The sequence below is a fragment of the Novosphingobium sediminicola genome (assembly GCF_014196525.1).
Taxonomy (GTDB): domain Bacteria; phylum Pseudomonadota; class Alphaproteobacteria; order Sphingomonadales; family Sphingomonadaceae; genus Novosphingobium; species Novosphingobium sediminicola.
Map to the genome: position 1 here is coordinate 74,034 of NZ_JACIDX010000001.1, position 25,403 is coordinate 99,436.

The following is a 25,403-nucleotide window of genomic DNA, read 5'->3' on the forward strand; positions in this document are numbered from 1 at the left end:
GGATCTTTGCATTTTGCAGCGAATGACGAGGTAGTCCTGCTCACTCCTCCGTTTCAACGATAGCAAGTATGAGCCATCGTCCCACCCAGAGATTATATAGCTAATTTTACACGATTTTTAAAGCTTCACGACTTGGGGCCGTCCTGATCTTCCCGCTTAACACCATCGAGAAGGCGTTCGGCCCGCTCCTTGTCGGCCTTGGCGATCACCCGCGCAGTCTTGGTTTGACCATGCAGAGCACGATTGGCCTGCGCCTGCTTTTCCGCCTCGCCGCGCGCCCGCGCCTTGCGGGCCATGCGCAAATTGATGATATCCGCCATGATCCTGCCTCCAAACGCAAAAAGCCCCGCCGGAGCGGGGCTTTCCACCAGATCCGCAAAGATCAGGATTACAGACCGGCGATCGCCGCGTCCACCTGAGCCTTGTCAGCATCGACGCCGTAACGGCCGGCGATCAGACCGCGAGCCGCCGTAGCAGCAGCTTCGGCCGCCTTGGCCTGAAGCTCGGCCACAGCCGCACGTTCCGCCGCTTCGATCTTGTCGCCGGCGATCTTTTCGCGGCGCGCAATCACAGCGGTGGTGTCGGCTTCGGCCTTGGCGATGATCGCCTCGGCTTCATGCTTGGCATGCTCAACCAGTTGCGCGGCTTCCTTTTCGGCACCGGCAATACGGGCGGCATATTCAGCGCGCAGCTTGTCGGCTTCAGCGCGCAGCGCCTTGGCTTCGTCCAACTGCTTGCGGATTTCGGCAATGCTGCCGTCCAGTCCCTTGGTGATCACCGAGGGAACCTTGAGCACGATAGCGACCAGGATCAGCACCGCCATCGAAGCGGCAACGATCTGCGGCGCCGAGGCAACACCCAGCATCAGCGGTTCGGCGGCTTCGTGACCGCCATGTTCGGCAGCACCGGCAGCCAGAACGGCCAGAGTAGCAAGATCAGCCATGGAGGACCTCCTTCACGGCGGCGCGGGCGGCATCGCCTTCCACGCTCAGGCCGGCAAGGCGGGCGACGATGTCGCTGGCCGCTTCGCTGGCAACGGTTTCGATTTCGGTCAGCGCCTGTGCGCGGGCCGTGGCAAGGCGCGCATCGGCCTCGGCCATACGGGCGTCGATCACAGAGGCAGCCTGAGCCAGACGGGCTTCGCTGGCCTTGGTGCCTTCGGCCTTGGCCTTGGCGATCAGGGCCTGAGCTTCGGCGCGCTGCTTGTTGCTGGTCGCGGCCCAATTGGCCTCTTCTGCTTCGGCGGCGCGGCGCGCGGCTTCGGCGGCGGCCAGATCATCAGCGATCTGCTTGTCGCGATTTGCCACCGTTGCCTGAACCTTGGGCACGAAGCCTCGGCCAACGACAAAGAAGACAAATCCGAAGAAGATCAGCGCCCAGAAGATCTGGGACGCATAGGTTGCGGATAGCTGCGCAATCTGAGGCATCACTTAGGTTCCGGTCGCTGTGCGTCGGGCCGGATGGACCAGACGGTGTTACCGCAAGGCCGCGGTATCATCCAGAACAGGACAACCGGGCCAAGAAATTCATGCGGCGATTCCGACCGGGGCAAAACGCCCCGGTCAGCATCACCTTGGTATTCGTTCAGGCGACGAAGATCAGGATCATCGCCACGACGAACGAGAGCAGACCCAGAAGTTCAGCAGCCGCGAAGCCGATGAACAGACGGCCCTGCTGGCCATCAGCGGCGCCGGGGTTGCGCAGAGCGGATTCGAGGAACGAACCGAACACGTTACCCACGCCCAGGGCAGCCACACCGGCGCCGATAGCGGCCAGACCAGCACCGATCAGCTTTGCGCTTGCAGGTTCCATTTCCATAACTCCTTTTGAACGAATTTCGTTGGTTGAAAGGCTTTGATGTACGTCTTGAAAACTTAGTGCAGGTTTTCGGCGTCGTTGAGATACAGCGAGGTCAACAGCGCGAAAACATAAGCCTGGATGCCAGCCACCAGAATTTCCAGCGCGCAAATGGCGATCATCAACCCAAAGCTGGGCAGGCCGACAACAGCACCCCACAGCACGCCCGAATTGGCCGAACTGATGACGAAGCTGGAGAGCACTTCGAGCAGCACGTGGCCCGCCATCATCGCCACGAACAAACGCAGCGCGAGAGAGAAGGGACGCACGAGGAACGAGATCAGCTCGATAAAGGGGATCAGCCACAGCAGCCATGCAGGCGTGCCATGCGGCACGAACAGGCTGAAAAAGTGCAGGCCATGGCGGGCAAAGCCCACGATCAGCACGATCGAGAAGGACAGGATCGCCAGAACGCCGGTCACCGTAAAGTGGCTGGTCGCGGTAAAGGGATGGATCCCGAACAGACCCAGCGGCAGCAGCCCCAGAACGTTCGAGAAGAGAATGAAGCTGAACAGCGAGAAGATGTAGGGCACATACTTCTTGCCCTTGGGGCCAACATTGGCGGCCAGCAGATTGTCAATAAAGCCAACCAGACCTTCAACCATCACCTGCCAGCGGCCGGGAACGGTCTGACCCTTGGCGCCGCCCGCGACAAACGCGAAAAGCACGCCAACCGAGATCAGCATCCACAGCGCCGAATTGGTGAAAGCAATGTTGTGCCCGGCAATGGTCCACTGATCGGTGCCAAAAAGCGGCTCGATCATGAACTGGTGCATCGGATCGACTTTGCCCTGTTCGGCCACGCTTTATGCCCCCTTGCCTATGCATCGTAAGCGGTCGTTCGTAACCCCTTCGTTGGGGCGAACCTTGTCCAGAGCCCATGCTCTGTTCAAGGATCATTCAGACCGCCGGGTGGAAATCCGGATAATGTTCCTGAAAGCGGCGAAGGTGCCAAGCCCCATCACCACCAACAGACCCCAATGGCCGCGCCCGATCAACTGGTCGATAGTCCAGCCGATGAACGCACCGCCACCGATCCCCGCGATCAGTTCGGCCAGAACCCGGTTGCCCAGACGATAGCTATCGTCAGATTGCGCCCCCGCATTCGGCGTTTTACGCATTTCCTCCCGCTCCCGAACGGCGTTAATCCGTTCATCGAGCGATGCGAGGCGCGCATCCTCACCGCGTTGATCCTGTGCCTCCGGCTCGTTGCTCAATTCTCTCTCCCGCCTGCCTGTCCTTTAAACCGGACTGTGGGGCCAAAAAGAGCCTTGTGCAACGGCTGTCCGCTCAGGGCGCCTGCCCCTTAGGCGGGGGGTCAGCCCAAGTCAACCGGTCGCTAGGTAGTAGTAAGGTAGCATAAAGCCGTTCGCGCCATTTTCAGGCGGGTACGTATGCACAGAAAATGCGGGAACCGGCAAATATCGCGCAATTGTCGGACATCTGCGCCAACCCGCGCGAATCACCTGTACCAAAGACCCACCTGATTGAGGCCCCCGGCAAAGGGCAAAGAAAAACCGCGCGGGAACCATGCCCCACGCGGTCGATCCTAACAACGGTTAAACCCGCTTATGCAGGACAGCGGCTGTCGCGCACCGGAGCGCCCGCGCCCCTCACCTGCCAGCTGCCGTCGGGGGTCTGATACTTTTCCCCCGGCTGGGTCTGCATCACCAGCTTGCATCCGGTGGTAAAGGCATATTCCTCGACCGTGGCATGCTGGGCCTGGGCGCGTTCGGCATAGACCGCCTTGCGCTTGATGTTGATGTCATCGACCAACCGCTTGAGATCGGGCGTCGAGGCACCCACGATCCCCAGATAGCCGGTGGGCATTTCGCCCACCTGTCCGGCCGAACGCGCGGCGGCATAGGCCGGATCGCGAACCTGCGCCATGGCAACGCCCGCCATTGCCGGAACAAGCAGCGCGGCGACCAAAAAAGGCGAAACAGAAGCAAAAACGCGCGACATCAGAAGATATCCTTATTGCTATCAATCGTTTTGCCCGCATCAGCGGCCAGACGATAGATGACTTCCTGTTTGATGTTGATGTTCAGCTCGATCACGATCGGCTTATCAGGCGCGCTTACGGTGATACACCCCGAGAGCGCACCGGTCATTCCCAGCAAAAGAGCCGAAACCCCCAGCCGGACGGGTCGTTTGCGCCAGAACACTGGCATTTCTGGCAACAGACGTCCGCCCGGCCCCTGTGCCCTGCCATGTCGTGCTTCCCGCTGGTCCATACGGGAATCTTTTGCCACGGCGGGACGGTGGGTCAATCTATTACGCTTCATGGACGATGCTCGCTGACTGAAGGCTGAATGGTTGCGGTTTTTGGCAGAGGGCTCTGCGTCGGCATGATCCGCATGGACGGCAGGGTCAGGCCCTTGTCACGCGGATCGCCGATATAGTTCGAATCGTAAAGCGAACGCAGCGACCCGATCAGTTGATAGAAGGGAGCGCGGATGTTCACATTGAATTGCAAAGGCAATTTGGCCACCTGACGGGTCAGGAAATTCTTCGAGGCCCCCTTGCCCTGCCGCAATCCCTTCATGGACACGCGCGTCACCACCTCACCGGCCAGATCGCCGTCGAGGCCGATTCGCATTTCCTTGAATTGCACGTCGCGCAAGGTTCGGAACGCCAGATTCGCCATGGGCGTCAGATCGCGATAGCTCAGCTCGCCCACATAGGACACCGACCCGCCGCCGGGCCGCGAAATCAGCTCACCGCCCGAGACGCGCCCGCCATTCTGGTCGAAAACCAAGGGGATGCGCCCATCGAACAGCCCCGTCGCGGCCAGATTCGACACCTCCATATGGGTGATCAGCTTGGCCGCGTTCACCGACGAAAGCTTCAATTCGAATCGGCGCACCGCCGCCCCGCCCAGTTGCAGCTTGGTCGGCAGCATCTCCATCTCGCCATCAAGGAAGGGCCAGCGCGCATCCTCGATTTCCAGCAGATAGCCCGGATGCATGGTAAAGCGCATCTTGCCATCGGTGGCCTCGATGCCCGGATTGATCGAACCGATGCGCAGGCTCTGATGCGGCGCGGTGACAAGGCCAAGCAGATCGGTGAACTCCACCGTACCCGCCACGCCCTTTACCGGGCCAGCCATGCCTGCAAAATCAAAGCTCTGGGTGGTGATCCTGCCATGGCTTGTCACCTTGCCATCGGCCCAGTCGATCCGGCCCGTGCCATCGAAACGCCCTGCGGCATTCGCAATCGTGCCTTGCGCCAGCGCGCTCAGCCCGTCCGGCTGCAAACCGGCGTCAAAGGTCAGCCCGTCCAGCGTCAGATCGGCAAAGCCCTTGGCACTGGCCAATTCATGCGTGATGGCGACCTGAACGATCTGGCGGTCATGCTTGGGCTCACGCAGCACGGCATCGGCGCGAATCACCCCATTGGTCATCGTCAGGCTGGCACCATGGGCGACAAGCGGGGCAAAGCGGGCCAGCTTTTCCACATCGCTCACCTGCATCGCCACATCGCTGAGCGCCAGCGTGCCGCCAGTGTAGCGCCACTGCCCCGCGCCATCCTTGATCAGCATCGGCACCGCGGCCAGCGATCCCTCCAGCCCCTTGAACTCCCCCGCGGCCCCCGCGCCCATCTGCGCTGTCACCGAAGCCAGCTTCAGGCTGGTCCCCTCGCCCGGCTTGCCCAATTGCACGGCAAGCGCCTGCGCATTGAGCGCCGCATCACGTCCGGCCCCGGCGCGCAATTCCAAAGGTCCGCTGTTCAATTTCAACGGCGAATCACCCATCCGCCCGTTCAGATCCAGCCCCGCGACCCGCACGCCCGCGCGCCATCCGCCTTTATCCAGCTCCAGCAAAGGCCCGGACAGCGGACAGGCCGCCACCTTGCCCGCGCTCAGGCTCAGCCCATTGGCCTCCAGCCCGGAAAAGCTGACCGGCACGCAGGACGACCACAGACGCGCCCCGCCCTTGTCGCCCACGCCGTCGAGCGGCAGGCGCAAAGCCGCCACCTTCACCCCCGGCGCCAGCGCGCCAGAGGCCAAAGCCTCGCCCCGCCAGCGGATTTCGCCGCCCTTGGCCACAATCTCCATCCGGGGCAGCGCCAAAGCCGCACCATTGTCCGCGCGGAACTCGGCCATGCTCAGGCGGATCGGTCCGCCATTTTTGGGAATTTCGGCCAGAATGCGCGGCAGCCCCGGCGCCGCGCTGCGCAGCGATCCGGTAAAGCGCGGCACCTTTGCCGAATCGCTGATCAGCGTCAGCCGGTCGCCGTCAAGCAAAGGCATGCCCGATTCGCCAACCAGCCGCAGCAGCGGCGCGACCAGGCTGAAACGCCCCTCGCCCGCATGAAGGTTAAAGCGGCCCTCCAGACGGCTGCGCGGGGTTTCCTTGCGCAGGCTCGCCTCGATCCGCGCGATCAGCGGCTCGGTCAGCGTCCCTGCCGCCCCGGCCCGCGCCTTGGCCAGCGCGGCATAGCTGGCCTTGTCGGGCACAATGCCCTGACCCGAAACCGTGCCGTCGCCATCGATCCGCGCCATGGTCAAAGGCGCGCGCAGGCGGCCCTCGATCCCCACTTCGCGCGCAGCAACGCCCGTGGCGGTCAGATCATGCGCGGCGATCCGCCCCATCGCATTGACCGCCGAATCGCGCAGCGCCAGCCGCAAAGGCCCGGTGATCGCCCCGATCCGCGCACCCGGCATATCCAGCGCGCCGGTCCTCAGCGCCAGATCGACCTGACCGCCATCCAGCAATTCGTCCAGCCTGCCCTTCACCCCAATCTGCGAAGCGCCCAGCCGGATCGCGCCGCATGAGGCCGGCAGCAGATGCGCCATGCCATCCAGCATCGGCGATCCGCCCTTCACGGCGATCCGCCCGATCATCCGCGCGCCGCCCGCGCATCCCGCGCCGCGCAAATGCGGCGCCGACACCACCAGCGCGCCGCCAAAGCCGCCCGCCAGATTGCCCCGGCCCGACACCACTGCGCCCACTCCGCCCGCAGGCGTGGCCAGAGCCATGACCCCATCGGTAATCCGCAGGTCGATCGCGGGCAGGCCCGAAGGCTTGCCGCCGCCCTTCATCAAAGTGTCGATGGCGCCGAAACTGATGTGCCCGTCCTTCATCGCGGCAAAGATGCGCGGCGATGAAACGTCCACCCGCGAAATGCCCGGCGTCAGACCCACCATCCCGGCCCAGACCTCGATCCGGGGGATCACCGCATCGGGATGGCGCACATCGCCCACCACCACATCGGCCAGCACCGCATGGCGCGTATCAAGCTCGACCACCTTATAATTGGCCGCCAGCCCCAGACGCACCAGTTCGCGCCGCAGCACCGCATCGGCAATCGAGAGCCTTTCGGCCCAGCCAAGACCCAGCGCGAGCGCCACCAATCCCGCCCCGGCAAGGGCCAATTGGCGTCCGCGCCCACGCGGCGGGCTCGTTACTTCATCATCGGTGGGCAATTCATCCATCACCTACAGACTCTTGCGCGAGGGGGCCGGGAAAGGCAATGCTTATACGCAATTGCCGCGATCAGTCGCCGCGAGGGACCGGGGGATGGATGTGACCAGCGATGATGATGCCTTCGACACCCGATCGACCCCCACACAACCAACACCGGACCGTCTGCGTGAGGCGCATCATGGCACTTTGTTTTCTGCACAGGACCTGAATCCCGCCCCGCCATCGGGCGAAAAGCTGCAACAGATCGCCCATGATCCCTCCGGCCACCGTGCGCGTCTGCGCAAAAGGCTGCTGGATGGGGGCGAAGGGGCGCTGGCCGATCATGAGATCATCGAATATCTGTTGATGACCGCCATCCCCCGGCGCGACACCAAGCCGCTGGCACGCAGCCTGCTGGCGCGGTTTGGTTCGCTGGCGGGGGTGTTCAACGCCGATTCGGTGGCGCTGGCCGCGCATCCGGGCATGGGCGAAACCAGCGCGGCCGCGATCCGCATCGTCGCGCTCGCCACCCGCCGCTTTGCCCGCCATCAGGTCAGCGAACAGCCGATCTTCAACACATGGCAGATGCTGATCTCCTATCTGACCGTGGACATGGCGCATCTGAAGGTCGAGCGGGTGCGCGCGCTTTATCTGGACACCAAGAACCGGTTGATCCGCGACGAACATCTGGGCGACGGCAGCCTTGACGAGGCCGCGATCCACCCGCGCGAGGTGATCCGCAAGGCGCTCGATCTGGGGGCGGCCTCGATGATTCTGGTGCATAATCACCCCTCCGGATCGCCCGAGCCCAGCCGGGCCGATATTCAGATCACGCAAAAGATTGCCGAGGCGGGCCATCATCTGGGCATCAGCGTTCACGATCATGTCGTGATCGGGCGGGAGGGGCATGTTTCGCTGCGCCAGCGCGGCCTCTTATGAGGGGCCAGTGGGGGCTTTTGTAACGCAAAACTTGCCTTTCGACGCATGAAGCCCTAGCGGCGCGAGCAAGAGAATCTGCGCCGGAGACACATATGGTACCCCGTTACGCCCGCCCCGCGATGACCGCGATCTGGGAGCCCGAAGCCCGTTACAAGATCTGGTTCGAGATCGAAGCCCATGCCACGCAAAAGCTGGGCGAGCTGGGCGTTGTGCCCGCAAGCGGCCCCAAGGCGCTGTGGGACTGGTGGGCGACCAACCCTGTCATCGACGTGGCCGCCATCGACGCCAAGGAAGCGATCCTCAAGCATGACGTGATCGCGTTCCTCGACTGGGTTTCCGAACAGGTCGGCCCCGAAGCGCGCTTCATGCATCAGGGCATGACCAGCTCGGACGTGCTGGACACCACGCTCTCGGTGCAGTTGGCCAAGGCCGCCGATATCCTGATCGAGGACATTGACGCGCTGCTGGCCGCGATCAAGCGCCGCGCGTTTGAACACAAGTATACGCCCACCATCGGGCGCAGCCACGGCATCCACGCCGAACCGACCACCTTCGGCAAGAAGCTGGCCGAGGCCTATGCCGAATTCACCCGCAACCGTGCGCGCCTTGTGGCCGCGCGCGAAGACATCGCCACCTGCGCGATTTCGGGCGCTGTGGGCACCTTTGCCAACATCGACCCCAGCGTCGAAGTCTATGTGGCCGAGCAGATGGGCCTGTCGGTGGAACCCGTTTCCACGCAGGTCATCCCGCGCGACCGCCACGCGATGTTCTTTGCAACGCTTGGCGTCATCGCCTCGTCCATCGAACGCCTCGCCGTGGAAATCCGCCACCTTCAGCGCACCGAAGTTCTGGAAGCGGAAGAATATTTCTCGCCCGGCCAGAAGGGTTCGTCGGCGATGCCGCACAAGCGCAACCCGGTGCTGACCGAAAACCTGACGGGTCTGGCCCGCGTGGTGCGTTCGGCTGTCACCCCGGCGCTGGAAAACGTGGCGCTTTGGCACGAGCGCGATATTTCGCACTCCTCGGTCGAACGTTACATCGGCCCGGATGCGACGATCACGCTCGATTTCGCCCTCGCCCGTCTGACCGGCGTGGTCGATAAGCTGGTGATCTACCCTGAGCGTATGCAGAAGAACCTCGACCGCATGGGCGGTCTGGTCCATTCGCAGCGCGTGCTGCTGGCCCTGACTCAGGCCGGTCTGGAGCGCGATGCTTCCTACCGTCTGGTACAGCGCAATGCGATGAAGGTGTGGGAATCGGACGGTCAACTCAGCTTGCTCGAACTGCTCAAGGCCGATCCCGAAGTGACCGCGGCGCTGACCCCGCAGCAGCTCGAGGACAAGTTCAACCTCGACTACCACTTCAAGGCCGTCGACACGATCTTTGATCGCGTGTTCGGCGCCTGAAGACGCGTGGACAAGGGGCGCTGATATAGCGCCCCTTTCCATCCGGAACATTCCGGCCTAGCATAAGTCTTTGGGTACGATGACCGCGCAGGAGGGGAAGACCTTGCAGATCTTACGGACGGCGCTCTGGATCCTGGCGGCGGTGTTGATCTCGTCTTTTGTGGCGATCAACTGGCAAAAGACTTCGATCAATTTGTGGCCGCTGGAAAACGGCTATCTGCATGTTGATTGGCCGGTGGGGCTGATCGCGCTGGCCGCTTTTGTGGCGGGCATGGTGCCGGTGTGGCTTTTGGCCAAGGCGAAGATCTGGCGGTTGAACCGCCGCATCGCGGGCCTTGAAAACACGCTGCGCGCCGCAACCCCCACTCCGCCGATCGCCACCGCAACCCAGCTCGATGCCGCTGCCGAGAAGAATTGAGACGCAAAGATGAACCATAATCCGATCTATGTCGCCCTCGACCTGCCCCGTCTGGATGCCGCCGAAGCGCTGGCGCGGCGGATCAAGGATCATGTGGGCGGGATCAAGCTGGGGCTGGAATTCTTCTGCGCCCATGGCCATCACGGCGTACATGAACTGGCCAAGGTCGGCCTGCCGATCTTTCTCGATCTGAAGCTGCACGATATTCCCAATACGGTGGCGGGCGCGATGCAGGCGATCCATGTGCTGCAACCGGCCATCGTCACGGTCCATGCCTCGGGCGGGCGGGCGATGCTGGAGGATGCCAAGGCTGCGGCGGGCGAGCATACCAAGGTGGTGGCCGTGACCGTGCTGACCAGCCTTGACGATGATGACATGAGCGCCATCGGCTATGCCAACCGCGCCAGCGATCAGGCGCTGCGTCTGGCCGAGCTGGCGCATGGTGCGGGCGTCGACGGCATCGTGTGTTCGGGCCATGAAGTGGGCGATATCCGGCGTCAGTGGAAGGACGGCTATTTCGTCGTACCCGGCCTGCGCCCCGCCGATGGCGTTCTGGGCGATCAGAAGCGTTCGGTCACGCCGCGCGCCGCGCGCGATGCCGGGGCCAGCGTGCTGGTCATCGGCCGCCCGATCACGCGCGCCGAAGACCCGGTGGCCGCCGCACGCGCCATCGAAGGCACGCTGTAAAACCCATGGTCCGTCTGGCTCTGCATGACGACCTGCCCGCGCTGCATGCGCTGGTGGAAAGCGCCTATCGCGGCGATTCGGCGCGCGGGGGCTGGACCCATGAGGCCGACCTGCTGGAAGGGCAGCGCACCTCACAGGCCGAACTGGCGCAGGCGCTGGACGAGGCGAACAATCGCGTGCTGGTGATGCACTGCGATGGCGCGCTGATCGGCACGGTCACGGTTACGCGGCGCGCGGACGGGATTGCCTATATGGGCATGCTCTGCGTTGATCCGGCCTTGCAGGCTGGCGGCATGGGTCGCACCCTGATCGCGGCGGCAGAGGAGCAGGCCCGGCGCGATTTCGGCGCGACCATCATGGAAATGACCGTTGTGGCCCCCCGCACCGAACTGATCGCCTATTACGAGCGGCGCGGCTATGCGCAAACCGGTGAAATCCGCCCCTTTCCCCTGCCCCAGTTTGACCATCTGACGATGGTGGTGCTGACCAAGGCCTTGGGATAATCCCATGGCGCGCATCGGCATCAAGATCTGCGGCATTTCCGACCGCGCCAGTCTGGACGCGGCCATCGGCGCGGGCGCGGACCATATCGGGCTGGTGTTTTTCGCCAAGAGCCCGCGCAATGTCGGCATCGAACAGGCCGCCGCGCTGGCGCATCATGCGGCGGGGCGGGCCAAAATCGTCGGCCTGTTTGTCGATCCCGATGGCGATTTCCTTGGCCAGATCCGCCAGAGCGTCCACCTCGACGTAATCCAGCTTCACGGCAAGGAAAGCCCAGCCCGCGTGGCGCAGGTGATGGCCGCGCAGGGCCTGCCGGTGTGGAAGGCGATCGGTGTGCGGAAAAGCGCCGATCTGGACGCCGCGCGCGATTATCAGGGCGTGGCCCGTATCCTGTTCGACGCCAAGCCGCCCGAGGGGGCAGACCTTCCCGGCGGAACAGGCTTGCGGATCGACTGGTCGCTGATGGCCGGTTACCGCCATTCCATCCCTTGGATTCTGGCGGGCGGTCTTGATCCGCGCAATGTGGGCGAGGCGATTCAGGCCACGGGGGCCGATTTCGTCGATGTCTCCTCCGGCGTTGAAAGCGCGCCTGGCGTCAAGGACGCGGCCCGGATCGCCGCCTTTTGCGAGGCCGCGCGAGCGGCAGGATAATCGCCGTGTGGGCGGCAGATTAATCCCGCCGCCCTCGTTTCATCAGAACTTTACGCCAAAGCCCAGCGTCAACGTATCGCCCGGACGCCATGCGCCCTCATTGATATAGTGGCGATATTCGACCTTGCCATAGACCGGGCCGAGCCCTTGCTGATAACCGCCGCCGATGGAGGTGGCGTTCGGCCCCGAGCCATAGTGATAACCCGCGATGCCATAAAGCGCGCCCAGCGACAGCACCTTGATCCCCAGCCGTGCCGAGGTGGCCCAACGCGTCCCGCTGCCCCCGGCCGAGCGGTCCACCGATTCCTCGATACCCGCAAAGACCCCATTGCCCAGCGCGCTGATCCCCGTGTCATAGCCGATGGCTGCGCCCGCCGTGCCCTTGGTCGAGCCATTGCCCTGCCAACTGACCCCGCCGCGCCCTTCGATCCGGATTTCACCGGCCTGCGCCGCGCCCGATACCAGGCAAAGGGCCATCGCAGCCATGATGGGAAGTGGGAGACGAGGCATAGTATTGTTTCCTGTTTATCAAAGCCATCGGCCTTGCAGGATGGTCCCCGTCCTTGTCCAGAGCAAGCCGGTATAAACCGCAAACGCCCCCGCCTGCCGCAAAAAACGGGCGGCCTGCATGATGCAGACCGCCCGCTCTTTATACGCAACCCGTCAGGGCTGGATCAGAAGCGCATACCCACGCCGACCAGCGCAGCATTGCTGTCACGGGCATTGTCTTCGTTGAAGGTGTGGCGGTATTCCACCTTGGTGAAATACTGCTGGCCAAGGCTGTGCTCGACGCCCGCGCCGATATGCGCACCGTTCGGGCCGGTGCCATAGGTGTAGCCGGCAAGGCCATAGACCTTGTCATTGGGGGTGGCCTTGACACCAAGGCGGGCGGTCGTGCTGAAACGAGCCTTGTCCTGGCTGGTCAGCACCTTGTCGACCGATTCTTCGAGGCCGACGAAAGTGTTGCCGCCCGTGGCAATGTCGTAGCCCAGCGTGGCGCCGACGGTGCCCTGGATCGAACGGCCATCATTCCATGCGGCGCCGGTGTGAACGTCAAAACGGGCCCCCATGCCATTGGTTTCGCCCTGGGCCATGGCAGGCGCGGCAACAGCCAGCGACGCGGCGAGCGAGAAAAGAACCAGACGCATAATCGTTACTCCGTTTGTTATCCCTGGGCGCCAAAGAATTTCATCGTTGATCGGCGCCTGCATCCTGTCTGGACCCCTGCGCCTGACATCCAAGTGAACAGGAAAGTCAGGCAAATGTCAGATTTCGTTCATAAAACTATGCCAGTATGGCTGATCACCGCAGAAATCCGGCATTGAGGCACCCCCGCGCCGCATTTGTCGCGAAATGTATCGCCATTGGGGCACCCTGCCTTGCGGATGATACATCCATGCCTTTGGGCGGGGCCCCATCCATGCAATTGCCCTTTTGGCGGGACTGGACTTGGAGGGCTCGGCGTGGCAGGCGTTTTTTCGCTATGAACACCGCCACCATCCCCAATTCGCCCCTGCCTAATTCATTGCGCACGCAACCTGATGAACGCGGTCATTTTGGCCAGTTCGGCGGGCGCTATGTGGCTGAAACCCTGATGCCGCTGATCCTCGATCTGGAGCGCGAGTATAAGGCCGCCAAGGCCGATCCCGCGTTCAAGGAAGAATTCGACGATCTGATGAAGCATTTCGTGGGCCGCCCCAGCCCGCTCTATTACGCGCCGCGCATGACGGAACATTTCCGCGCGCAGGCCGCCGCACAGGGCAAGCCGGACAATGGTGCCCAGATCTGGTTCAAGCGCGAAGAGCTGAACCACACCGGCGCGCACAAGATCAACAATTGCATCGGCCAGATCCTGCTGGCCATCCGCATGGGCAAGACCAAGATCATCGCGGAAACCGGTGCGGGCCAGCATGGCGTGGCGACCGCTACGGTCTGCGCGCGCTTTGGCCTGCCCTGCACGATCTTTATGGGCGCGACCGACGTGGCGCGTCAGCAGCCCAATGTGTTCCGTATGAAGCTGCTGGGCGCAGAGGTGATTCCCGTCACCAGCGGCGCGGCGACGCTGAAAGATGCGATGAACGAGGCCCTGCGCCACTGGGTCGCCCATGTGCATGACACGTTCTATATCATCGGCACGGCGGCGGGCCCGCACCCCTATCCCGAACTGGTTCGCGATTTCCAAAGCGTGATCGGCACCGAAGCGCGTGCGCAATTGCTCGAACGCACCGGGCGCCTGCCCGACCTGCTGATCGCGGCGGTGGGCGGCGGATCGAACGCCATCGGCCTGTTCCACCCCTTCCTTGACGATACCGATGTGCAGATGCTCGGCGTCGAGGCGGGCGGTCATGGGCTGGACAGGGAACATGCCGCATCGCTGACCGGCGGCAAGCCGGGCATCCTGCATGGCAACAAGACCTATCTGTTGCAGGACGAGGACGGCCAAATCACAGAGGCCCACTCGATCAGCGCCGGTCTGGACTATCCCGGCATCGGGCCTGAGCATAGCTGGCTGCACGACATCGGCCGCGCCAAATATCTGCCGATCACCGACGATCAGGCGATGGAAGCCTTCACGCTGTGCTGTCAGTTGGAAGGGATCATCCCGGCGCTCGAATCGGCCCATGCCCTTGCCGCACTGCCCGAAGTGGCGCCCAAGATGGGCAAGGATCAGATCATCATCGTCAATGTCTCGGGCCGCGGCGACAAGGACATTTTCACCGTGGCCGAAAAGCTGGGCGTGAAATTGTGAGATGGAACCTGCGCCAGGCCGCCACGTCCGCGATTGTGGCCATGGCGGTTTGCGCAGGTGTCGACTTTTCGCTGCATAACACGGTTAGCCAGACCGCGCTGATGATCGGCCTTGCCATTGGGGCCTCGCGCCTGATCGAATGGAATTGAAAATGACCAACCGCCTTTCTGCTGCCTTCTCCAAAGGCCGCCCCGCCCTTGTCACTTTCATCACCGGGGGCGATCCCACGCCGGACGCCACGCCCGCCATCCTTGATGCGCTGGTCGCGGGCGGGGCGGATGTGATCGAACTGGGTATGCCCTTCACCGATCCGATGGCCGATGGCCCCGCGATTCAGGCTGCCAATCTGCGCAGCCTGGCCGCCGGAACGCGCACCGCCGACATTTTCCGCATCGCCAAGGATTTCCGCGCGCGGCATCCCGAAACGCCGCTGGTGCTGATGGGCTATGCCAATCCGATGGTGGCGCGGGGCAGCGAATGGTTTGCCGCGCAATGCGCCGATGCGGGCGTCGACGGCATCATCTGCGTCGATATTCCCAGCGAGGAAGACCCCGAAATCGGCCCCGCCCTGCGCGCCCATGGCATCAGCTTCATCCGCCTTGCCACGCCAACGACCGACACCGCGCGCCTTCCCGCCGTGGTCGAAGGCTCGTCGGGCTTCCTCTATTACGTCTCGGTCGCGGGCGTGACGGGCAAGCAGCAGGCCGCCGTGGACACGATCAAGGAAGCCGTGGCGCGCATCAGGTCGGGCACCGATCTGCCGATCGCGGTGGGCTTTGGCGTGCGCACACCGGAACAGGCCGCCGCCTTTGCCGCCCATGCCGAAGGCGTTGTCGTTGGCTCTGCGCTGGTCGATCTGGTGGCCCAGCATGGCGCCGATGCCGCCGAGCCGGTGCGCGAATTGACCGCTGCCTTGGCAGATGCCGTCCATAACGCTAAGGCGCTGGCATGAGCTGGCTTAACAAAGTACGCAACTCGCTTTCCTCGCTCACCGCGAAGAAGGACGATACGCCCGACAACCTGTGGATCAAGTGCAAGAACTGCAACGAGATGCTGTTCGCTCAGGAATATGAGGCGAATCTCTCGGTCTGTCCGCGCTGTGATCATCATGGCCGCATAGGCACGGACGCGCGTTTCGCGCATCTGCTCGATCCCGGCTTTTCCGTGCTGCCCACGCCCAAGGTCAAGGACGACCCGCTGAAATTCCGCGATACAAAAAAGTATCCGGACCGCATGAAGGCCGCCCGCGCTGCCAATCCGCATCCCGATGCGCTGACCAATGCCCTTGGCAAGATCGAGGGCAACAAGGTCGTGCTGGGGGTTCAGGACTTCGGCTTTATGGGCGGCTCGATGGGCATGGCTGTGGGCGCGGCTTTCGTGGCCGGGGCGCAGCGCGCGTTGAAGGAAAAATGCGCCTATGTGATCTGCACGGCGGCGGGCGGCGCGCGTATGCAGGAGGGCATTCTGTCGCTCATGCAAATGCCCAAGACCACGGTGGCGGTGCGCCGGCTCAACAATGCGGGCCTGCCCTATATCGTCGTGCTGACCGATCCGACGACCGGCGGCGTGACGGCCTCCTATGCGATGCTGGGCGATGTTCAGATTGCCGAACCGGGCTGTCTGATCGGCTTTGCCGGACAGCGCGTCATTCAGGATACGATCCGCGAAAAGCTGCCCGAAGGGTTCCAGCGCGCGGAATATCTGCATGAACACGGCATGGTCGACATGGTCGTCCATCGCCACGCGCTGCGCGAAAAGCTGGCGCAGGTACTCTCCTATCTCAGCCCCGCCAAGGCGGCCTGAAACGCGACGAACGGGGTGATTCGGTGAAGGATTTTGCCATCTCGGACCACCCCGGCGTGGCCGCGCAACTGGCTCGTCTGGAGCAGCTTTCCGTGCCGCAGGGGCGGCTGGGGCTGGAGATTATCGAGGGGCTGCTGGCGCGGCTGGGCAATCCGGAGCGGCGCCTGCCCCCGGTGTTTCATGTCGCGGGCACCAATGGCAAGGGCAGCACCTGCACCTATCTGCGCATGATGCTCGAAGCACAGGGGCTGGTCGTTCATAGCGCCACCAAGCCGCATCTGGTACGCTATAATGAGCGGATAAGGCTGGCCGGGCGGTTGATCGAGGATGATCTGCTGGCCGAGCTTTTGGCCGAGGTGCTGGACGCCAATGATGCGGGCGAGGATCTGGGGCCGAGCTTTTTCGAGGTGACGACCGCCGCGATCTTCCTCGCCTTTGCCCGCATTCCGGCCGACGCCTGCGTGATCGAGGTCGGGCTGGGCGGGCGGCTGGATGCCACCAATGTCATCCCCAATCCCGCAGCCACCGGCATTGCCACGCTGGGCATCGACCACGAAGGCTTTCTGCTGCGCCCCGAAGAAGGCGCGCCGGAGGTTCCCCTCGCCCGCATCGCATGGGAAAAGGGCGGCATCGTGCGCCCCGGCGCGCCCATGGTGACGCTGGACTATCCCGCCGTGGCCGAGGAGCAGATCGCGGCGCTGACCACGCAGGCGGGCGCGCCTTGGATCCGGCGCGGGCGCGACTGGTTTGCCGATATTGACGAGACGATCGAATATCGCGATACGCGCGGCGTGCTGTCACTGCCCCTGCCGCAACTGGCCGGGCGGCATCAGGCGGAAAATGCCGCGCTGGCTGTGGCGCTGATCCGGCATCAGACGACGGTCGAGGTCTCGCCAGAGGCCATGGCGGCGGGCATTCGCGCCGCGCGCTGGCCCGCGCGGCTGCAGCGGCTTGGCGATGGGCCGCTGACGGCGTTGGCCGGGGGCCGCGCGGTGTGGCTGGACGGTGGGCATAATCCCGACGCGGGCCTGGCCATCGCGCGCCACTTTGCCGATGCCCCGCCCTTTCACCTCATTACCGGCATGCTGGCCAACAAAGACCCCAGCGCGATCATCGCCCCGTTGGCGGGCAAACTGCTCTCGCTCTGCGTCGTCCCCGCGCCCGGCCATGACGCGCATCGACCCGAGGATTTTGCGCCCTTCACCGCCCTGCCCGCCCATCCGTTTGAGGATGTGGAGCAGGCGTTGCGGGCGCTGCCGGCAGAGGGCGATGTGTTGATTGCCGGGTCGCTTTATCTGGCCGGGGATGTGTTGCGGCGGAATCTGGAGTTTCCGGACTGAGGTTTTGCCTCCGGCGGGCAAAGGGACACTGTCCCTTTGCAATCCCGTTGCTGTCTGGGTTGCGGTTTAGGTTCGAACAAAGTGGCCAATAAGCGGCGTAGAAATATGAAAGCCTGCGGCGCTATCTAACTGCGCCGCAGGCTTTCATTATTATAACGCAAGGACTGCAAACTTCCCACCACCCCAAAATGGGATTGCAAAGGGCCCCCGCCCTTTGCCCGCCGGAGGCAAACTCTTACTCCTTAACCGCCCGAGCCTCTGCCCGACTAACCCGCACCCATTCCATCAAAACAAAGGACACGCTGACCACGCCCGCCAGCGCGGTGGCGCGGAACACCGGCCCATAGCCGTAGGTGTCAAAAGCCTCGCCCGCCACGCCGCGGCCCAGCGTGCCGACAAGGAACGTCAGCGAGGAAAGCAGCGCATATTGGATCGCGGTATAGCGCTTGGAGACGACGCTGGAGACATAGGCAACGAAAGCGGTGCCTGCGAGGCCGGTGGCGATGTTTTCATAGACGATGGCCAGCAGCAGACGGAGCATCCGCGCATCGGCCCCCAGCGCCCCGCCGAGACGGTCGAGCGCGATGGCATGGGCAAAGGCGTCGATCACATGTCCGCCATCGGCAAGGTCGGCATAGAGCAGATTGCCCAGGGGCGGCAGCATCGCACCCAGCAACACCGTGGGAAAGCGCCCTATGCGCAGGAACAGGTATCCGCCCAGCGAAATGCCGAACATCGTCATGATAATGCCAAAGATTTTCGAAGCGAAGGCGACCTGATCCTTGGTGTAATGCAGATAGTCCAGATAGAAGGGAAAGGCGAAGCTGGACCAGATATTGTAGCAGAACGCATAGGTCAGGATGAAGCCCAGCACCACCAGCACGCCCGCCCGCAGCCGCCCCGCCAGCTCGGCCAGAGGCGTTACCAGCGCGGCATAAATGTGGTTGGCGATGGTGCGCGAGGGACCATGGGCGTGATCCTCCGCCGCCAGCACGCCCAGCGCGCGGGCCTTCATGTGGTTCGCCACGCTGGCCACGATCAGCGGCACGAACACGGTGGCGGCCACGATCCACGGCCCCTGCGTTTTCGTAAATTCAGCCACCGAGGGCAATTTGCCCCCCGGCGCCACCGGGGCCAGCATCGCGATCATGAAATGGGCAATCGTGGCAATCGCCCAGACCCAACTGGCCAGCACGATGAACAGCAGCGCGGCGCGCACGCCCGGCGCCAGTTCGCCCGGCTGCCCCAGATCGGCATGGAGGCGCGCGGTGATCGTGCGCTCGGTATCGGGCGCACGCAAAGTCACCAGCATCATCACCGCCATCAGCCCCGCCATCGCGCCAAACACCTGCGGCCATGAAATCCGCGCCGCCAGCATCAGCGCCAGCGCCCCGCCCACGATCGAGGCCGTGCGATATCCGAATTGATACAGCGCGGTCAGCAGTTCGAGGCTGGTGTCCTCATCGGCATTCTCGATTCGCCATGCGTCCAGCGCGATGTCCTGCGTGGCGCTGGCAAAGGCGGCGATGAAGGCGATGATGGCGAAAGTGCCGATGGCGCGCGTGGGGTCGGTGATGGCCAGCCCGGCAATCGCGCAGGCCAAGACCGCCTGACACAGGATGATCCAGCTGCGCCGCCGCCCCAAGACCTCAAGCCCCGGCAATTTCAGCCGGTCAACCAGCGGCGCCCAGAGGAATTTGAACGAATAGGACAGGCCGATCCATGACAGCACGCCAATCGTCGCCAGCTTGATCCCCACCTCGCCCAGCCATGCGTTCAAAGTGCCGATCAGCAGGGCGAAAGGCAGGCCGGAGGAAAAGCCGAAGCCCAGCATACACCCGGCCTTGCGCGTGGAAAGCGCCACACGCAGCAACGCCAGCCCCTTGGGCCGGGGCGGTTTGGCCCCAGCGGCCTGATCAGCGGCCTGATCAGCGGCCTGAGTTGGGTTCGGGGCGCTGCTGGCCATGCGGAATATATCCTGAAATTGGGAAATGATGCGCGCAGATTAGGCGGTATGATGAATAAAAAGAAAGGGCAAATCGCCGACCTGTCCCCCGCTTTTGACCTGTGGCCCGAAGAAGAGTAAGGCGACCCCATGTCTTATACTAAGAATCCCGGTGGCCCGTCAAAGGGCCCTTCATCGCGTGGCCCCGCCTCGCGCAATGGCCGCGCGTCCGACGCCGCCCCCCGCGGGAAACCGCAATTTGACCGCAGCGGCAAGCCGCAGGCCGAACGGAGCGGTAAGCCCTCGTATGGCGACAAACCATCGTATGGCGGAAAACCATCGTATGGCGGCAAGCCCTCCTATGGCGACAAGTCGCGGGCGGGCGGCAATGCCCAGTCCGCCGGCAAGCTCTATCCGCCGCGCATCCCCCGGCCCCCGCGCCCCGCGCCCGAGCCGATCAACAAGCTGGAAGGCGAAGGCGAGCGTATCGCCAAGTTGCTGGCCCGCGCGGGCGTGGCAAGCCGCCGCGAGGTGGAACGCCTGATCGAGGCGGGTCGGGTCAAAGTGGGCGACATCACGGTCACCACGCCCGCCACGCTGCTCACCACGCTCAAAGGCGTGACAGTGGACGGCAATCCGGTGAAAGCGCCCGAAGCCGCGCGCCTCTATGCGTTTCACAAGCCCAGCGGGCTGATTACCGCCGAGCGCGATGCAGCAGGTCGCCCCACGATCTACACCGCGCTGCGCAACGCCCTGCCCGAAGGGACGCCGCGCCTGATGCCCATCGGGCGGCTCGATCTTAACACCGAAGGCCTGCTGCTGCTGACCAACGATGGCGAGTTGAAGCGCGCGATGGAATTGCCAAGCAGCGGCATTCCGCGCACCTATCGCGCCCGTACCTTCGGCGACATCACGCAGGACCGGCTGGAAGAGCTGATGGAAGGCATCGAGGTCGATGGCATCCGCTATGGCCGGATCGACGCCAATATGGAGCGCCGCACGGGCCGCAACCAGTGGATCGAACTGACGCTGAGCGAAGGCAAGAACCGCGAAGTGCGCCGCGTGCTGGAGGCTCTGGGGCTTCAGGTCAGCCGTCTGATGCGCACCAAATACGGGCCGTTCGAATTGCTCGATCTGCCGCGCGGACAGGCGATCCAGATCCCGCAGGTGCAGGTCGAACGCTTCCGCAAGGGGCTGAAATTTGCCAAGGCGCGCGGCGAATGATCCGCATCATTGCCGGCGAATGGCGTGGCCGTAAACTGGCCGCGCCCGAAGGTGACGACACCCGCCCCACCGCCGACCGCACCCGCGAGACGCTGTTTTCCATGCTCAACAGCCGCCTTGGCGGTTTCGAGGAATTGCGCGTGGCCGACCTGTTCGCAGGATCGGGCGCGCTGGGCCTTGAAGCATTGAGCCGGGGCGCGGCGCATTGCCTGTTTGCCGAACAGGCCGCCCCTGCGATCCGCGCGATCCGCACCAATATCGCCAACCTGAAAGCCCACACCCGCTGCGACGTGCGCGCGGGCAGCGTGATGGCCCTGACCGCCACCAAGGAGCCGCTCGACCTCGTGCTGCTCGACCCGCCCTATAACACCGGCGCGGGACAGGTGGCGATCGACAAGCTGCGCCGCCTCGGCTGGATCGGGGAAGGCACATGGGTTGCGCTGGAAACCGCCGCGACCGAGAACCCGCAGGTGCGCGGGTTTGTGGTCGATGCTGATCGCAAGGTCGGTAAGGCGAAGATTACCTTGTTCAGGATGGAAGAGAAGCAGGAAGGGTAAGATGCGAGGGTCTAAACCCTCGCGCTCCCGTTACTGTATAGGTTGCGTGTCGGGTTCGGCGTTTTGTGTCGGACGCGGCGAAGGAATAATTAAAGCCTGCGGCGCCATTTAACTGCGCCGCAGGCTTTAATTTTAGTAGCTAAACGCTTCAAACTTCCCACCACCCCATTAACGGGATTGCAAAGGGCCCCCGCCCTTTGCCCGCCGGAGGCAAACCTTCACTTCACCTTCAACCGCCGTGTCCACCCGATCCCGATCAACGTCACCACACCCGCCACCGCCGGAATGATCCCGATCCAGTTGCCGTGGCCCTTCTCGATCAGGCCCTGCGCGAGGACGGGCGTCAACGCGCCACCAATGATGCCGCCCGCGTTAAACGCCATCGAGATGCCGGAGTAGCGAACCTCGACCGGGAACAGGCCCGAGAGCCAGCCCGAGAGCGGGCCGTAGGCCATGCCCATGGCGAAGAGCGCGGCCGAGAGGGTGATGAAAACGATGATGAGGCTGCCCGAGGAGAGGCCCATCCAATAGACCGCGCCGATCACCGCGCCCAGCGATGCGCCCCATGCCAGAATGCGCCCCGAACCGAAGCGGTCGGACCAGACAGCAGCAAACGCGATGCCTGCCGCCAGCATCAGATTGGCCGCCAATTGCGCGACCATGAAGCCGGTGCGCGGATAATGAAGCGGCCCGGTGCCTTGCGCCAATGCGAAGGCGGTGCAGAGGTAAAACAGCGAGAAGCAGGAGACGACGCCCGCGCTGCCTGCGATCAACGGCTTCCAGTGTTGCGAGAGCAGCAGGCCCAGCGGCACTTCGGGCGGCTTTTCATGCGCGCGGGCGGCGGCAAAGGCGGCGGTTTCGGTGATTTTCAGCCGCACCCACAGGCCCACGCCCACCAGCACAACCGAGAGCAGGAAGGGAATGCGCCAGCCCCATGCCTTGAAATCAGCCTCGGGCATGACCAGGCCGAGGATCAGGAACAGGCCATTGGCCGCCAGAAAGCCAACCGGCGCGCCAAGCTGGGGCGCGCAGCCAAAGCGTGCCTCCCAGCCGCGAGGGGCGTTTTCCACCGCCAGCAAGGCCGCACCGCCCCATTCGCCGCCAAGGCCGAAACCCTGACCAAAGCGGCAGACGCACAGCAGGATCGGCGCCAGCACCCCCGCCTGCGCATAGGAAGGCAGGAAGCCCACCGCCAGTGTCGAGCCGCCCATCAGGATCAGCGAGGCCACCAGCGTGGACTTGCGCCCGATCCTGTCACCAAAATGGCCAAAAGCGATTGCGCCCACGGGCCGCGCTACAAAGGCGATGCCAAGCGACATGAAAGCCAGCAGCAATTGCCGCCCCGGCGCCGCCTCGGGAAAGAACATCGGGCCGAACACCAGCGCCGTGGCCGTGGCGAAGATATAGAAATCGTAGAATTCGACCGAGGTGCCGACAAGGGCGGCGGTCAGAATTCGGGCGTTCTTGATGATGGGATGCGGATTGTTCTGGCTCATGGGCGCAACGGGTTGATGGCGGATTGGCCTCAGGTCAACCCAAAATGCAGTTTTCTGTCCAAAAGCCCCTCTTGCGCGGGGGCTTCATGTTCTCTAGGCGTTCCAGATGACTATGCCCGAGACCCCTGCTCATGACGCCCCCTGGCTGGCCAAGCTGAATCCGCCCCAGCGCGAGGCGGTGCTGACGACCGAGGGACCGGTGCTGATGCTGGCGGGCGCGGGCACGGGCAAGACGGCGGCGCTGACCGCGCGTATGGCGCAGATCATTGCGCAAAGGCTGGCTTGGCCGTCGGAAATCCTGTGCGTGACCTTTACGAACAAGGCCGCGCGCGAGATGCGCGAGCGGGTGGGCCATCTGATCGGGCCTGCGGTCGAGGGGATGCCGTGGCTCGGCACGTTTCACGCGATTGCGGCCAAGATGCTGCGCCGCCATGCCGAACTGGCGGGATTGCAGAGCAATTACACGATCATCGACACAGACGATCAGTTGCGTTTGTTAAAGCAGTTGATTCAGGCCGAGGGGCTGGATGAAAAGCGCTGGCCCGCCAAGGCCTTGGCCGGGTGTATCGACCGCTGGAAGAACCGGGGTTTTGGGCCGGGCGACTTGGACGCGGTGGAGAATGAAGCCTATGCCAATGGGCGCGGCGCGCATTTCTATCGGCTGTATCAGGATCGTTTGAAGGCGGTGAATGCCTGCGATTTCGGCGATCTGCTGCTGCATATGCTCGATATTTTCCGGCGGCACCGCGATGTGCTGGAAGAATATCAGCGCCGTTTCAAATATATCATGGTGGACGAATATCAGGACACCAACTCGGTCCAATACCTCTGGCTGCGCCTGTTGGCGCAGGGGATCGAGGGGCGACGCCACAATATCTGCGTGGTGGGCGACGATGATCAGTCGATCTATTCGTGGCGCGGGGCCGAGGTTGCCAATATCCTGCGCTTTGAAAAGGATTTTCCCGGCGCGAAGGTGATCCGGCTGGAGCAGAATTATCGCTCCACTCCGCATATTCTTGGCGCGGCCAGCGGGCTGATCAAGGAAAACAGCGAGCGTCTGGGCAAGCAGCTTTGGACCGAGGCGACCGGCGGCGACAAGGTGCGCATCATCGGCGTGTGGGACGCGCCCGAGGAAGCGCGCCGGGTGGGCGAGGAGATCGAAAGGCTGGAGCGCGAGGGACTGCCTCTCGACAAGATCGCCATTCTGGTGCGCGCGCAGTTTCAGACGCGCGAGTTTGAAGACCGGTTTATCAGCATCGGCCTTGCCTATCGCATCATCGGCGGTTTCCGTTTCTATGAACGCGCCGAAATTCGCGATGCTTTGGCCTATCTGCGCATCATCGCCCAGCCCGCCGATGATCTGGCCTTTGAGCGGATCTATAACACGCCCAAGCGCGGCCTTGGCGACAAGACGCTGGAAAAGCTGCACCGTTTCGCCCGCGCTCATGGCATGCCGCTGGCCGCCGCCGCGCTGGCCATGGCCGATACGGATGAATTGCCCGCCAAGGCGCGCAACACGCTGCTGGCTCTGATGCGCGACATGGCGCGCTGGCGCGATCTGGCCAAGACGGCGACGCCTGCCGAACTGGCGCGGGTGATGCTCGACGAATCTGGCTATACCTCGATGCTTCAGGCCGACCGCAGCGCGGAAAGCGCGGGGCGTCTGGAGAACCTGTCGGAACTGGCCCGCGCGATGGAGGATTATGAATCGCTGGGCGCGTTTCTTGAGCATGTATCGCTGGTCATGGACAATGAGGCGAATAATGACGCCGAAAAGGTCACGATCATGACGATCCATGCCGCCAAAGGTCTGGAATTCGACCATATCTTCCTGCCCGGATGGGAGGAAGGCGTGTTCCCGTCGCAGCGCTCACTCGACGAAGGCGGCCTTGCCAGTCTGGAGGAAGAGCGCCGCCTCGCCTATGTGGCGATCACGCGCGCGCGGCGCCATTGCACGATCCTGCATGCGGCCAACCGGCGCATCTATGGCCAGTGGACATCCTCGCTGCCCAGCCGTTTCATCGGCGAATTGCCCCCCGCCCATATTCACAGCGAAAGCACGATGAGCGGCGGGGCCAGCCTGTGGCGCGCACAATGGAGCGAGCGGGACGATCCCTTTGCCCATCTGGCGCAAAACAAGCCGCAGCGCATGGAAACGCGCGGCCCCGGCTGGCAACGCGCCAGTCAGACCACCTTTGCCCCCGCCCGCAAGATCGCCGAAAGCACGCGCAGCGCGGCCAGTTTCGCCGCAACACCCCGGCTCGACATCCGCATCGGCGACAAAGTGTTCCACGAAAAATTCGGCAATGGCACGGTCAAAGCGCAGGAAGGCAACAAGCTGGAGATCGAATTCGACAGCGGCGGCTTCAAGCGCGTGCTGGACAGTTTCGTAAAGCGTATATGATCTCCGAAAGGCGAT

General features: G+C 63.6%; 27 protein-coding genes. 14 read left to right on the forward strand and 13 right to left on the reverse strand.

Translation table 11 applies throughout. From position 1 onward, the window contains the following. Positions 1 to 125: 125 nt before the first annotated feature. From GGR38_RS00380 to GGR38_RS00420, 9 genes are all read right to left on the reverse strand, one after another. Complete coding sequence (locus tag GGR38_RS00380; protein ID WP_183621611.1) at positions 126 to 320, reverse strand: DUF4169 family protein; 195 nt, start codon at positions 318 to 320, stop codon at positions 126 to 128. A gap of 68 nt (positions 321 to 388) precedes the next feature. After that, on the reverse strand, positions 389 to 943 hold the full coding sequence (locus tag GGR38_RS00385) for a F0F1 ATP synthase subunit B family protein (RefSeq protein ID WP_183621613.1): 555 nt from the start codon (positions 941 to 943) through the stop codon (positions 389 to 391). Next, positions 936 to 1,427: a F0F1 ATP synthase subunit B family protein gene (locus tag GGR38_RS00390; RefSeq protein WP_183621615.1), complete on the reverse strand. Its 492-nt coding sequence runs from the start codon at positions 1,425 to 1,427 to the stop codon at positions 936 to 938. Before GGR38_RS00390 ends, GGR38_RS00385 begins: the two co-directional genes overlap by 8 nt. A gap of 157 nt (positions 1,428 to 1,584) precedes the next feature. After that, positions 1,585 to 1,812, reverse strand: coding sequence for a F0F1 ATP synthase subunit C (locus GGR38_RS00395; protein ID WP_168603674.1), 228 nt, complete (start codon positions 1,810 to 1,812; stop codon positions 1,585 to 1,587). A gap of 62 nt (positions 1,813 to 1,874) precedes the next feature. Beyond that, complete coding sequence (locus GGR38_RS00400; RefSeq protein ID WP_183621616.1) at positions 1,875 to 2,660, reverse strand: F0F1 ATP synthase subunit A; 786 nt, start codon at positions 2,658 to 2,660, stop codon at positions 1,875 to 1,877. 93 nt (positions 2,661 to 2,753) lie between these two features. Next, the gene (locus GGR38_RS00405; RefSeq protein ID WP_183621617.1) at positions 2,754 to 3,074 is read right to left on the reverse strand and encodes an AtpZ/AtpI family protein; all 321 of its coding nucleotides are present in this window, start codon (positions 3,072 to 3,074) and stop codon (positions 2,754 to 2,756) included. A gap of 352 nt (positions 3,075 to 3,426) precedes the next feature. Continuing rightward, positions 3,427 to 3,822, reverse strand: coding sequence for a YdbL family probable chaperone protein (locus GGR38_RS00410; RefSeq protein WP_183621618.1), 396 nt, complete (start codon positions 3,820 to 3,822; stop codon positions 3,427 to 3,429). After that, positions 3,822 to 4,094 (reverse strand): YnbE family lipoprotein, encoded by a 273-nt coding sequence (locus GGR38_RS00415; RefSeq protein WP_246404147.1) that lies wholly within the window; start codon positions 4,092 to 4,094, stop codon positions 3,822 to 3,824. Before GGR38_RS00415 ends, GGR38_RS00410 begins: the two co-directional genes overlap by 1 nt. A 47-nt stretch (positions 4,095 to 4,141) precedes the next feature. Beyond that, on the reverse strand, positions 4,142 to 7,297 hold the full coding sequence (locus tag GGR38_RS00420; RefSeq protein ID WP_183621620.1) for an intermembrane phospholipid transport protein YdbH family protein: 3,156 nt from the start codon (positions 7,295 to 7,297) through the stop codon (positions 4,142 to 4,144). 196 nt (positions 7,298 to 7,493) lie between these two features. Here GGR38_RS00420 and radC point away from each other — a divergent pair, with 196 nt between their 5' ends. From radC to GGR38_RS00450, 6 genes are all read left to right on the forward strand, one after another. Beyond that, the gene (gene radC / locus GGR38_RS00425) at positions 7,494 to 8,207 is read left to right on the forward strand and encodes a RadC family protein (RefSeq protein ID WP_246404181.1); all 714 of its coding nucleotides are present in this window, start codon (positions 7,494 to 7,496) and stop codon (positions 8,205 to 8,207) included. Between the two features lie 92 nt (positions 8,208 to 8,299). Continuing rightward, on the forward strand, positions 8,300 to 9,613 hold the full coding sequence (purB, locus tag GGR38_RS00430) for an adenylosuccinate lyase (protein ID WP_183621624.1): 1,314 nt from the start codon (positions 8,300 to 8,302) through the stop codon (positions 9,611 to 9,613). A gap of 103 nt (positions 9,614 to 9,716) precedes the next feature. Continuing rightward, on the forward strand, positions 9,717 to 10,031 hold the full coding sequence (locus GGR38_RS00435) for a lipopolysaccharide assembly protein LapA domain-containing protein (RefSeq protein WP_183621626.1): 315 nt from the start codon (positions 9,717 to 9,719) through the stop codon (positions 10,029 to 10,031). Positions 10,032 to 10,040: 9 nt separating this feature from the next. Further along, the gene (gene pyrF, locus GGR38_RS00440) at positions 10,041 to 10,718 is read left to right on the forward strand and encodes an orotidine-5'-phosphate decarboxylase (protein ID WP_183621627.1); all 678 of its coding nucleotides are present in this window, start codon (positions 10,041 to 10,043) and stop codon (positions 10,716 to 10,718) included. A 5-nt stretch (positions 10,719 to 10,723) separates the two neighbouring features. Next, positions 10,724 to 11,221 (forward strand): GNAT family N-acetyltransferase, encoded by a 498-nt coding sequence (locus GGR38_RS00445; RefSeq protein ID WP_183621628.1) that lies wholly within the window; start codon positions 10,724 to 10,726, stop codon positions 11,219 to 11,221. Positions 11,222 to 11,225: 4 nt separating this feature from the next. Beyond that, positions 11,226 to 11,870, forward strand: a complete 645-nt coding sequence (locus tag GGR38_RS00450; protein WP_183621630.1) for a phosphoribosylanthranilate isomerase — start codon at positions 11,226 to 11,228, stop codon at positions 11,868 to 11,870. 42 nt (positions 11,871 to 11,912) lie between these two features. Here GGR38_RS00450 and GGR38_RS00455 read toward each other — a convergent pair whose 3' ends face one another. Together GGR38_RS00455 and GGR38_RS00460 are read right to left on the reverse strand one after the other, a co-directional pair. Further along, the gene (locus tag GGR38_RS00455; protein WP_183621632.1) at positions 11,913 to 12,347 is read right to left on the reverse strand and encodes a hypothetical protein; all 435 of its coding nucleotides are present in this window, start codon (positions 12,345 to 12,347) and stop codon (positions 11,913 to 11,915) included. Positions 12,348 to 12,544: 197 nt separating this feature from the next. Continuing rightward, positions 12,545 to 13,018 (reverse strand): outer membrane protein, encoded by a 474-nt coding sequence (locus tag GGR38_RS00460; RefSeq protein WP_183621634.1) that lies wholly within the window; start codon positions 13,016 to 13,018, stop codon positions 12,545 to 12,547. A 335-nt stretch (positions 13,019 to 13,353) separates the two neighbouring features. Between GGR38_RS00460 and trpB the strand changes: the two genes are divergently transcribed. From trpB to GGR38_RS00485, 5 genes are read left to right on the forward strand one after another with little or no spacing between them, the layout of a single operon-like run. Beyond that, complete coding sequence (gene trpB, locus GGR38_RS00465) at positions 13,354 to 14,619, forward strand: tryptophan synthase subunit beta (protein ID WP_183621636.1); 1,266 nt, start codon at positions 13,354 to 13,356, stop codon at positions 14,617 to 14,619. Then, positions 14,616 to 14,768, forward strand: coding sequence for a hypothetical protein (locus tag GGR38_RS00470; RefSeq protein WP_183621637.1), 153 nt, complete (start codon positions 14,616 to 14,618; stop codon positions 14,766 to 14,768). The genes trpB and GGR38_RS00470 overlap by 4 nt, the downstream gene beginning before the upstream one ends. 2 nt (positions 14,769 to 14,770) lie before the next feature. Next, positions 14,771 to 15,571: a tryptophan synthase subunit alpha gene (gene trpA, locus GGR38_RS00475; RefSeq protein ID WP_183621639.1), complete on the forward strand. Its 801-nt coding sequence runs from the start codon at positions 14,771 to 14,773 to the stop codon at positions 15,569 to 15,571. Continuing rightward, a complete protein-coding gene (gene accD / locus GGR38_RS00480; protein ID WP_172341115.1) occupies positions 15,568 to 16,422 on the forward strand; it encodes an acetyl-CoA carboxylase, carboxyltransferase subunit beta in 855 nt (284 codons plus the stop codon). Before trpA ends, accD begins: the two co-directional genes overlap by 4 nt. 23 nt (positions 16,423 to 16,445) lie before the next feature. Further along, positions 16,446 to 17,762: a folylpolyglutamate synthase/dihydrofolate synthase family protein gene (locus tag GGR38_RS00485; RefSeq protein ID WP_183621641.1), complete on the forward strand. Its 1,317-nt coding sequence runs from the start codon at positions 16,446 to 16,448 to the stop codon at positions 17,760 to 17,762. Positions 17,763 to 17,997: 235 nt separating this feature from the next. Here the strand turns inward: GGR38_RS00485 and GGR38_RS00490 are convergent, their stop codons facing one another. Then, positions 17,998 to 19,728 carry an AmpG family muropeptide MFS transporter gene (locus tag GGR38_RS00490; RefSeq protein WP_246404148.1) on the reverse strand — a complete coding sequence of 577 codons (1,731 nt, stop codon included), beginning with the start codon at positions 19,726 to 19,728 and terminating at the stop codon, positions 17,998 to 18,000. A gap of 129 nt (positions 19,729 to 19,857) precedes the next feature. Between GGR38_RS00490 and GGR38_RS00495 the strand changes: the two genes are divergently transcribed. Together GGR38_RS00495 and rsmD are read left to right on the forward strand one after the other, a co-directional pair. Further along, positions 19,858 to 20,931 carry a pseudouridine synthase gene (locus GGR38_RS00495; RefSeq protein WP_246404149.1) on the forward strand — a complete coding sequence of 358 codons (1,074 nt, stop codon included), beginning with the start codon at positions 19,858 to 19,860 and terminating at the stop codon, positions 20,929 to 20,931. Beyond that, the gene (gene rsmD / locus GGR38_RS00500) at positions 20,928 to 21,488 is read left to right on the forward strand and encodes a 16S rRNA (guanine(966)-N(2))-methyltransferase RsmD (RefSeq protein WP_183621643.1); all 561 of its coding nucleotides are present in this window, start codon (positions 20,928 to 20,930) and stop codon (positions 21,486 to 21,488) included. Before GGR38_RS00495 ends, rsmD begins: the two co-directional genes overlap by 4 nt. A 218-nt stretch (positions 21,489 to 21,706) precedes the next feature. On the opposite strand, the gene GGR38_RS00505 is transcribed toward rsmD, so the two are convergent. Continuing rightward, on the reverse strand, positions 21,707 to 22,984 hold the full coding sequence (locus GGR38_RS00505) for an MFS transporter (protein WP_183621645.1): 1,278 nt from the start codon (positions 22,982 to 22,984) through the stop codon (positions 21,707 to 21,709). 106 nt (positions 22,985 to 23,090) lie between these two features. Between GGR38_RS00505 and GGR38_RS00510 the strand changes: the two genes are divergently transcribed. Continuing rightward, positions 23,091 to 25,388: an ATP-dependent helicase gene (locus tag GGR38_RS00510; RefSeq protein ID WP_183621647.1), complete on the forward strand. Its 2,298-nt coding sequence runs from the start codon at positions 23,091 to 23,093 to the stop codon at positions 25,386 to 25,388. The last annotated feature ends 15 nt before the right edge of the window (positions 25,389 to 25,403 follow it).

Excerpts from the sequence above, each read along its gene's own strand:
- GGR38_RS00380 (WP_183621611.1), bottom strand. The coding sequence starts at position 320 with ATGGCGGATATCATCAATTTGCGCATGGCCCGCAAGGCGCGGGCGCGC.
- GGR38_RS00385 (WP_183621613.1), bottom strand. The coding sequence starts at position 943 with ATGGCTGATCTTGCTACTCTGGCCGTTCTGGCTGCCGGTGCTGCCGAA.
- GGR38_RS00390 (WP_183621615.1), bottom strand. The coding sequence starts at position 1,427 with ATGCCTCAGATTGCGCAGCTATCCGCAACCTATGCGTCCCAGATCTTC.
- GGR38_RS00395 (WP_168603674.1), bottom strand. The coding sequence starts at position 1,812 with ATGGAACCTGCAAGCGCAAAGCTGATCGGTGCTGGTCTGGCCGCTATC.
- GGR38_RS00410 (WP_183621618.1), bottom strand. The coding sequence starts at position 3,822 with ATGTCGCGCGTTTTTGCTTCTGTTTCGCCTTTTTTGGTCGCCGCGCTG.
- GGR38_RS00415 (WP_246404147.1), bottom strand. The coding sequence starts at position 4,094 with ATGGACCAGCGGGAAGCACGACATGGCAGGGCACAGGGGCCGGGCGGA.
- GGR38_RS00420 (WP_183621620.1), bottom strand. The coding sequence starts at position 7,297 with ATGGATGAATTGCCCACCGATGATGAAGTAACGAGCCCGCCGCGTGGG.
- purB (WP_183621624.1), top strand. The coding sequence starts at position 8,300 with ATGGTACCCCGTTACGCCCGCCCCGCGATGACCGCGATCTGGGAGCCC.
- pyrF (WP_183621627.1), top strand. The coding sequence starts at position 10,041 with ATGAACCATAATCCGATCTATGTCGCCCTCGACCTGCCCCGTCTGGAT.
- GGR38_RS00445 (WP_183621628.1), top strand. The coding sequence starts at position 10,724 with ATGGTCCGTCTGGCTCTGCATGACGACCTGCCCGCGCTGCATGCGCTG.
- GGR38_RS00450 (WP_183621630.1), top strand. The coding sequence starts at position 11,226 with ATGGCGCGCATCGGCATCAAGATCTGCGGCATTTCCGACCGCGCCAGT.
- GGR38_RS00455 (WP_183621632.1), bottom strand. The coding sequence starts at position 12,347 with ATGGCCCTTTGCCTGGTATCGGGCGCGGCGCAGGCCGGTGAAATCCGG.
- GGR38_RS00460 (WP_183621634.1), bottom strand. The coding sequence starts at position 13,018 with ATGCGTCTGGTTCTTTTCTCGCTCGCCGCGTCGCTGGCTGTTGCCGCG.
- trpB (WP_183621636.1), top strand. The coding sequence starts at position 13,354 with ATGAACACCGCCACCATCCCCAATTCGCCCCTGCCTAATTCATTGCGC.
- trpA (WP_183621639.1), top strand. The coding sequence starts at position 14,771 with ATGACCAACCGCCTTTCTGCTGCCTTCTCCAAAGGCCGCCCCGCCCTT.
- accD (WP_172341115.1), top strand. The coding sequence starts at position 15,568 with ATGAGCTGGCTTAACAAAGTACGCAACTCGCTTTCCTCGCTCACCGCG.
- GGR38_RS00490 (WP_246404148.1), bottom strand. The coding sequence starts at position 19,728 with ATGGCCAGCAGCGCCCCGAACCCAACTCAGGCCGCTGATCAGGCCGCT.
- GGR38_RS00495 (WP_246404149.1), top strand. The coding sequence starts at position 19,858 with ATGTCTTATACTAAGAATCCCGGTGGCCCGTCAAAGGGCCCTTCATCG.
- rsmD (WP_183621643.1), top strand. The coding sequence starts at position 20,928 with ATGATCCGCATCATTGCCGGCGAATGGCGTGGCCGTAAACTGGCCGCG.
- GGR38_RS00505 (WP_183621645.1), bottom strand. The coding sequence starts at position 22,984 with ATGAGCCAGAACAATCCGCATCCCATCATCAAGAACGCCCGAATTCTG.
- GGR38_RS00510 (WP_183621647.1), top strand. The coding sequence starts at position 23,091 with ATGACTATGCCCGAGACCCCTGCTCATGACGCCCCCTGGCTGGCCAAG.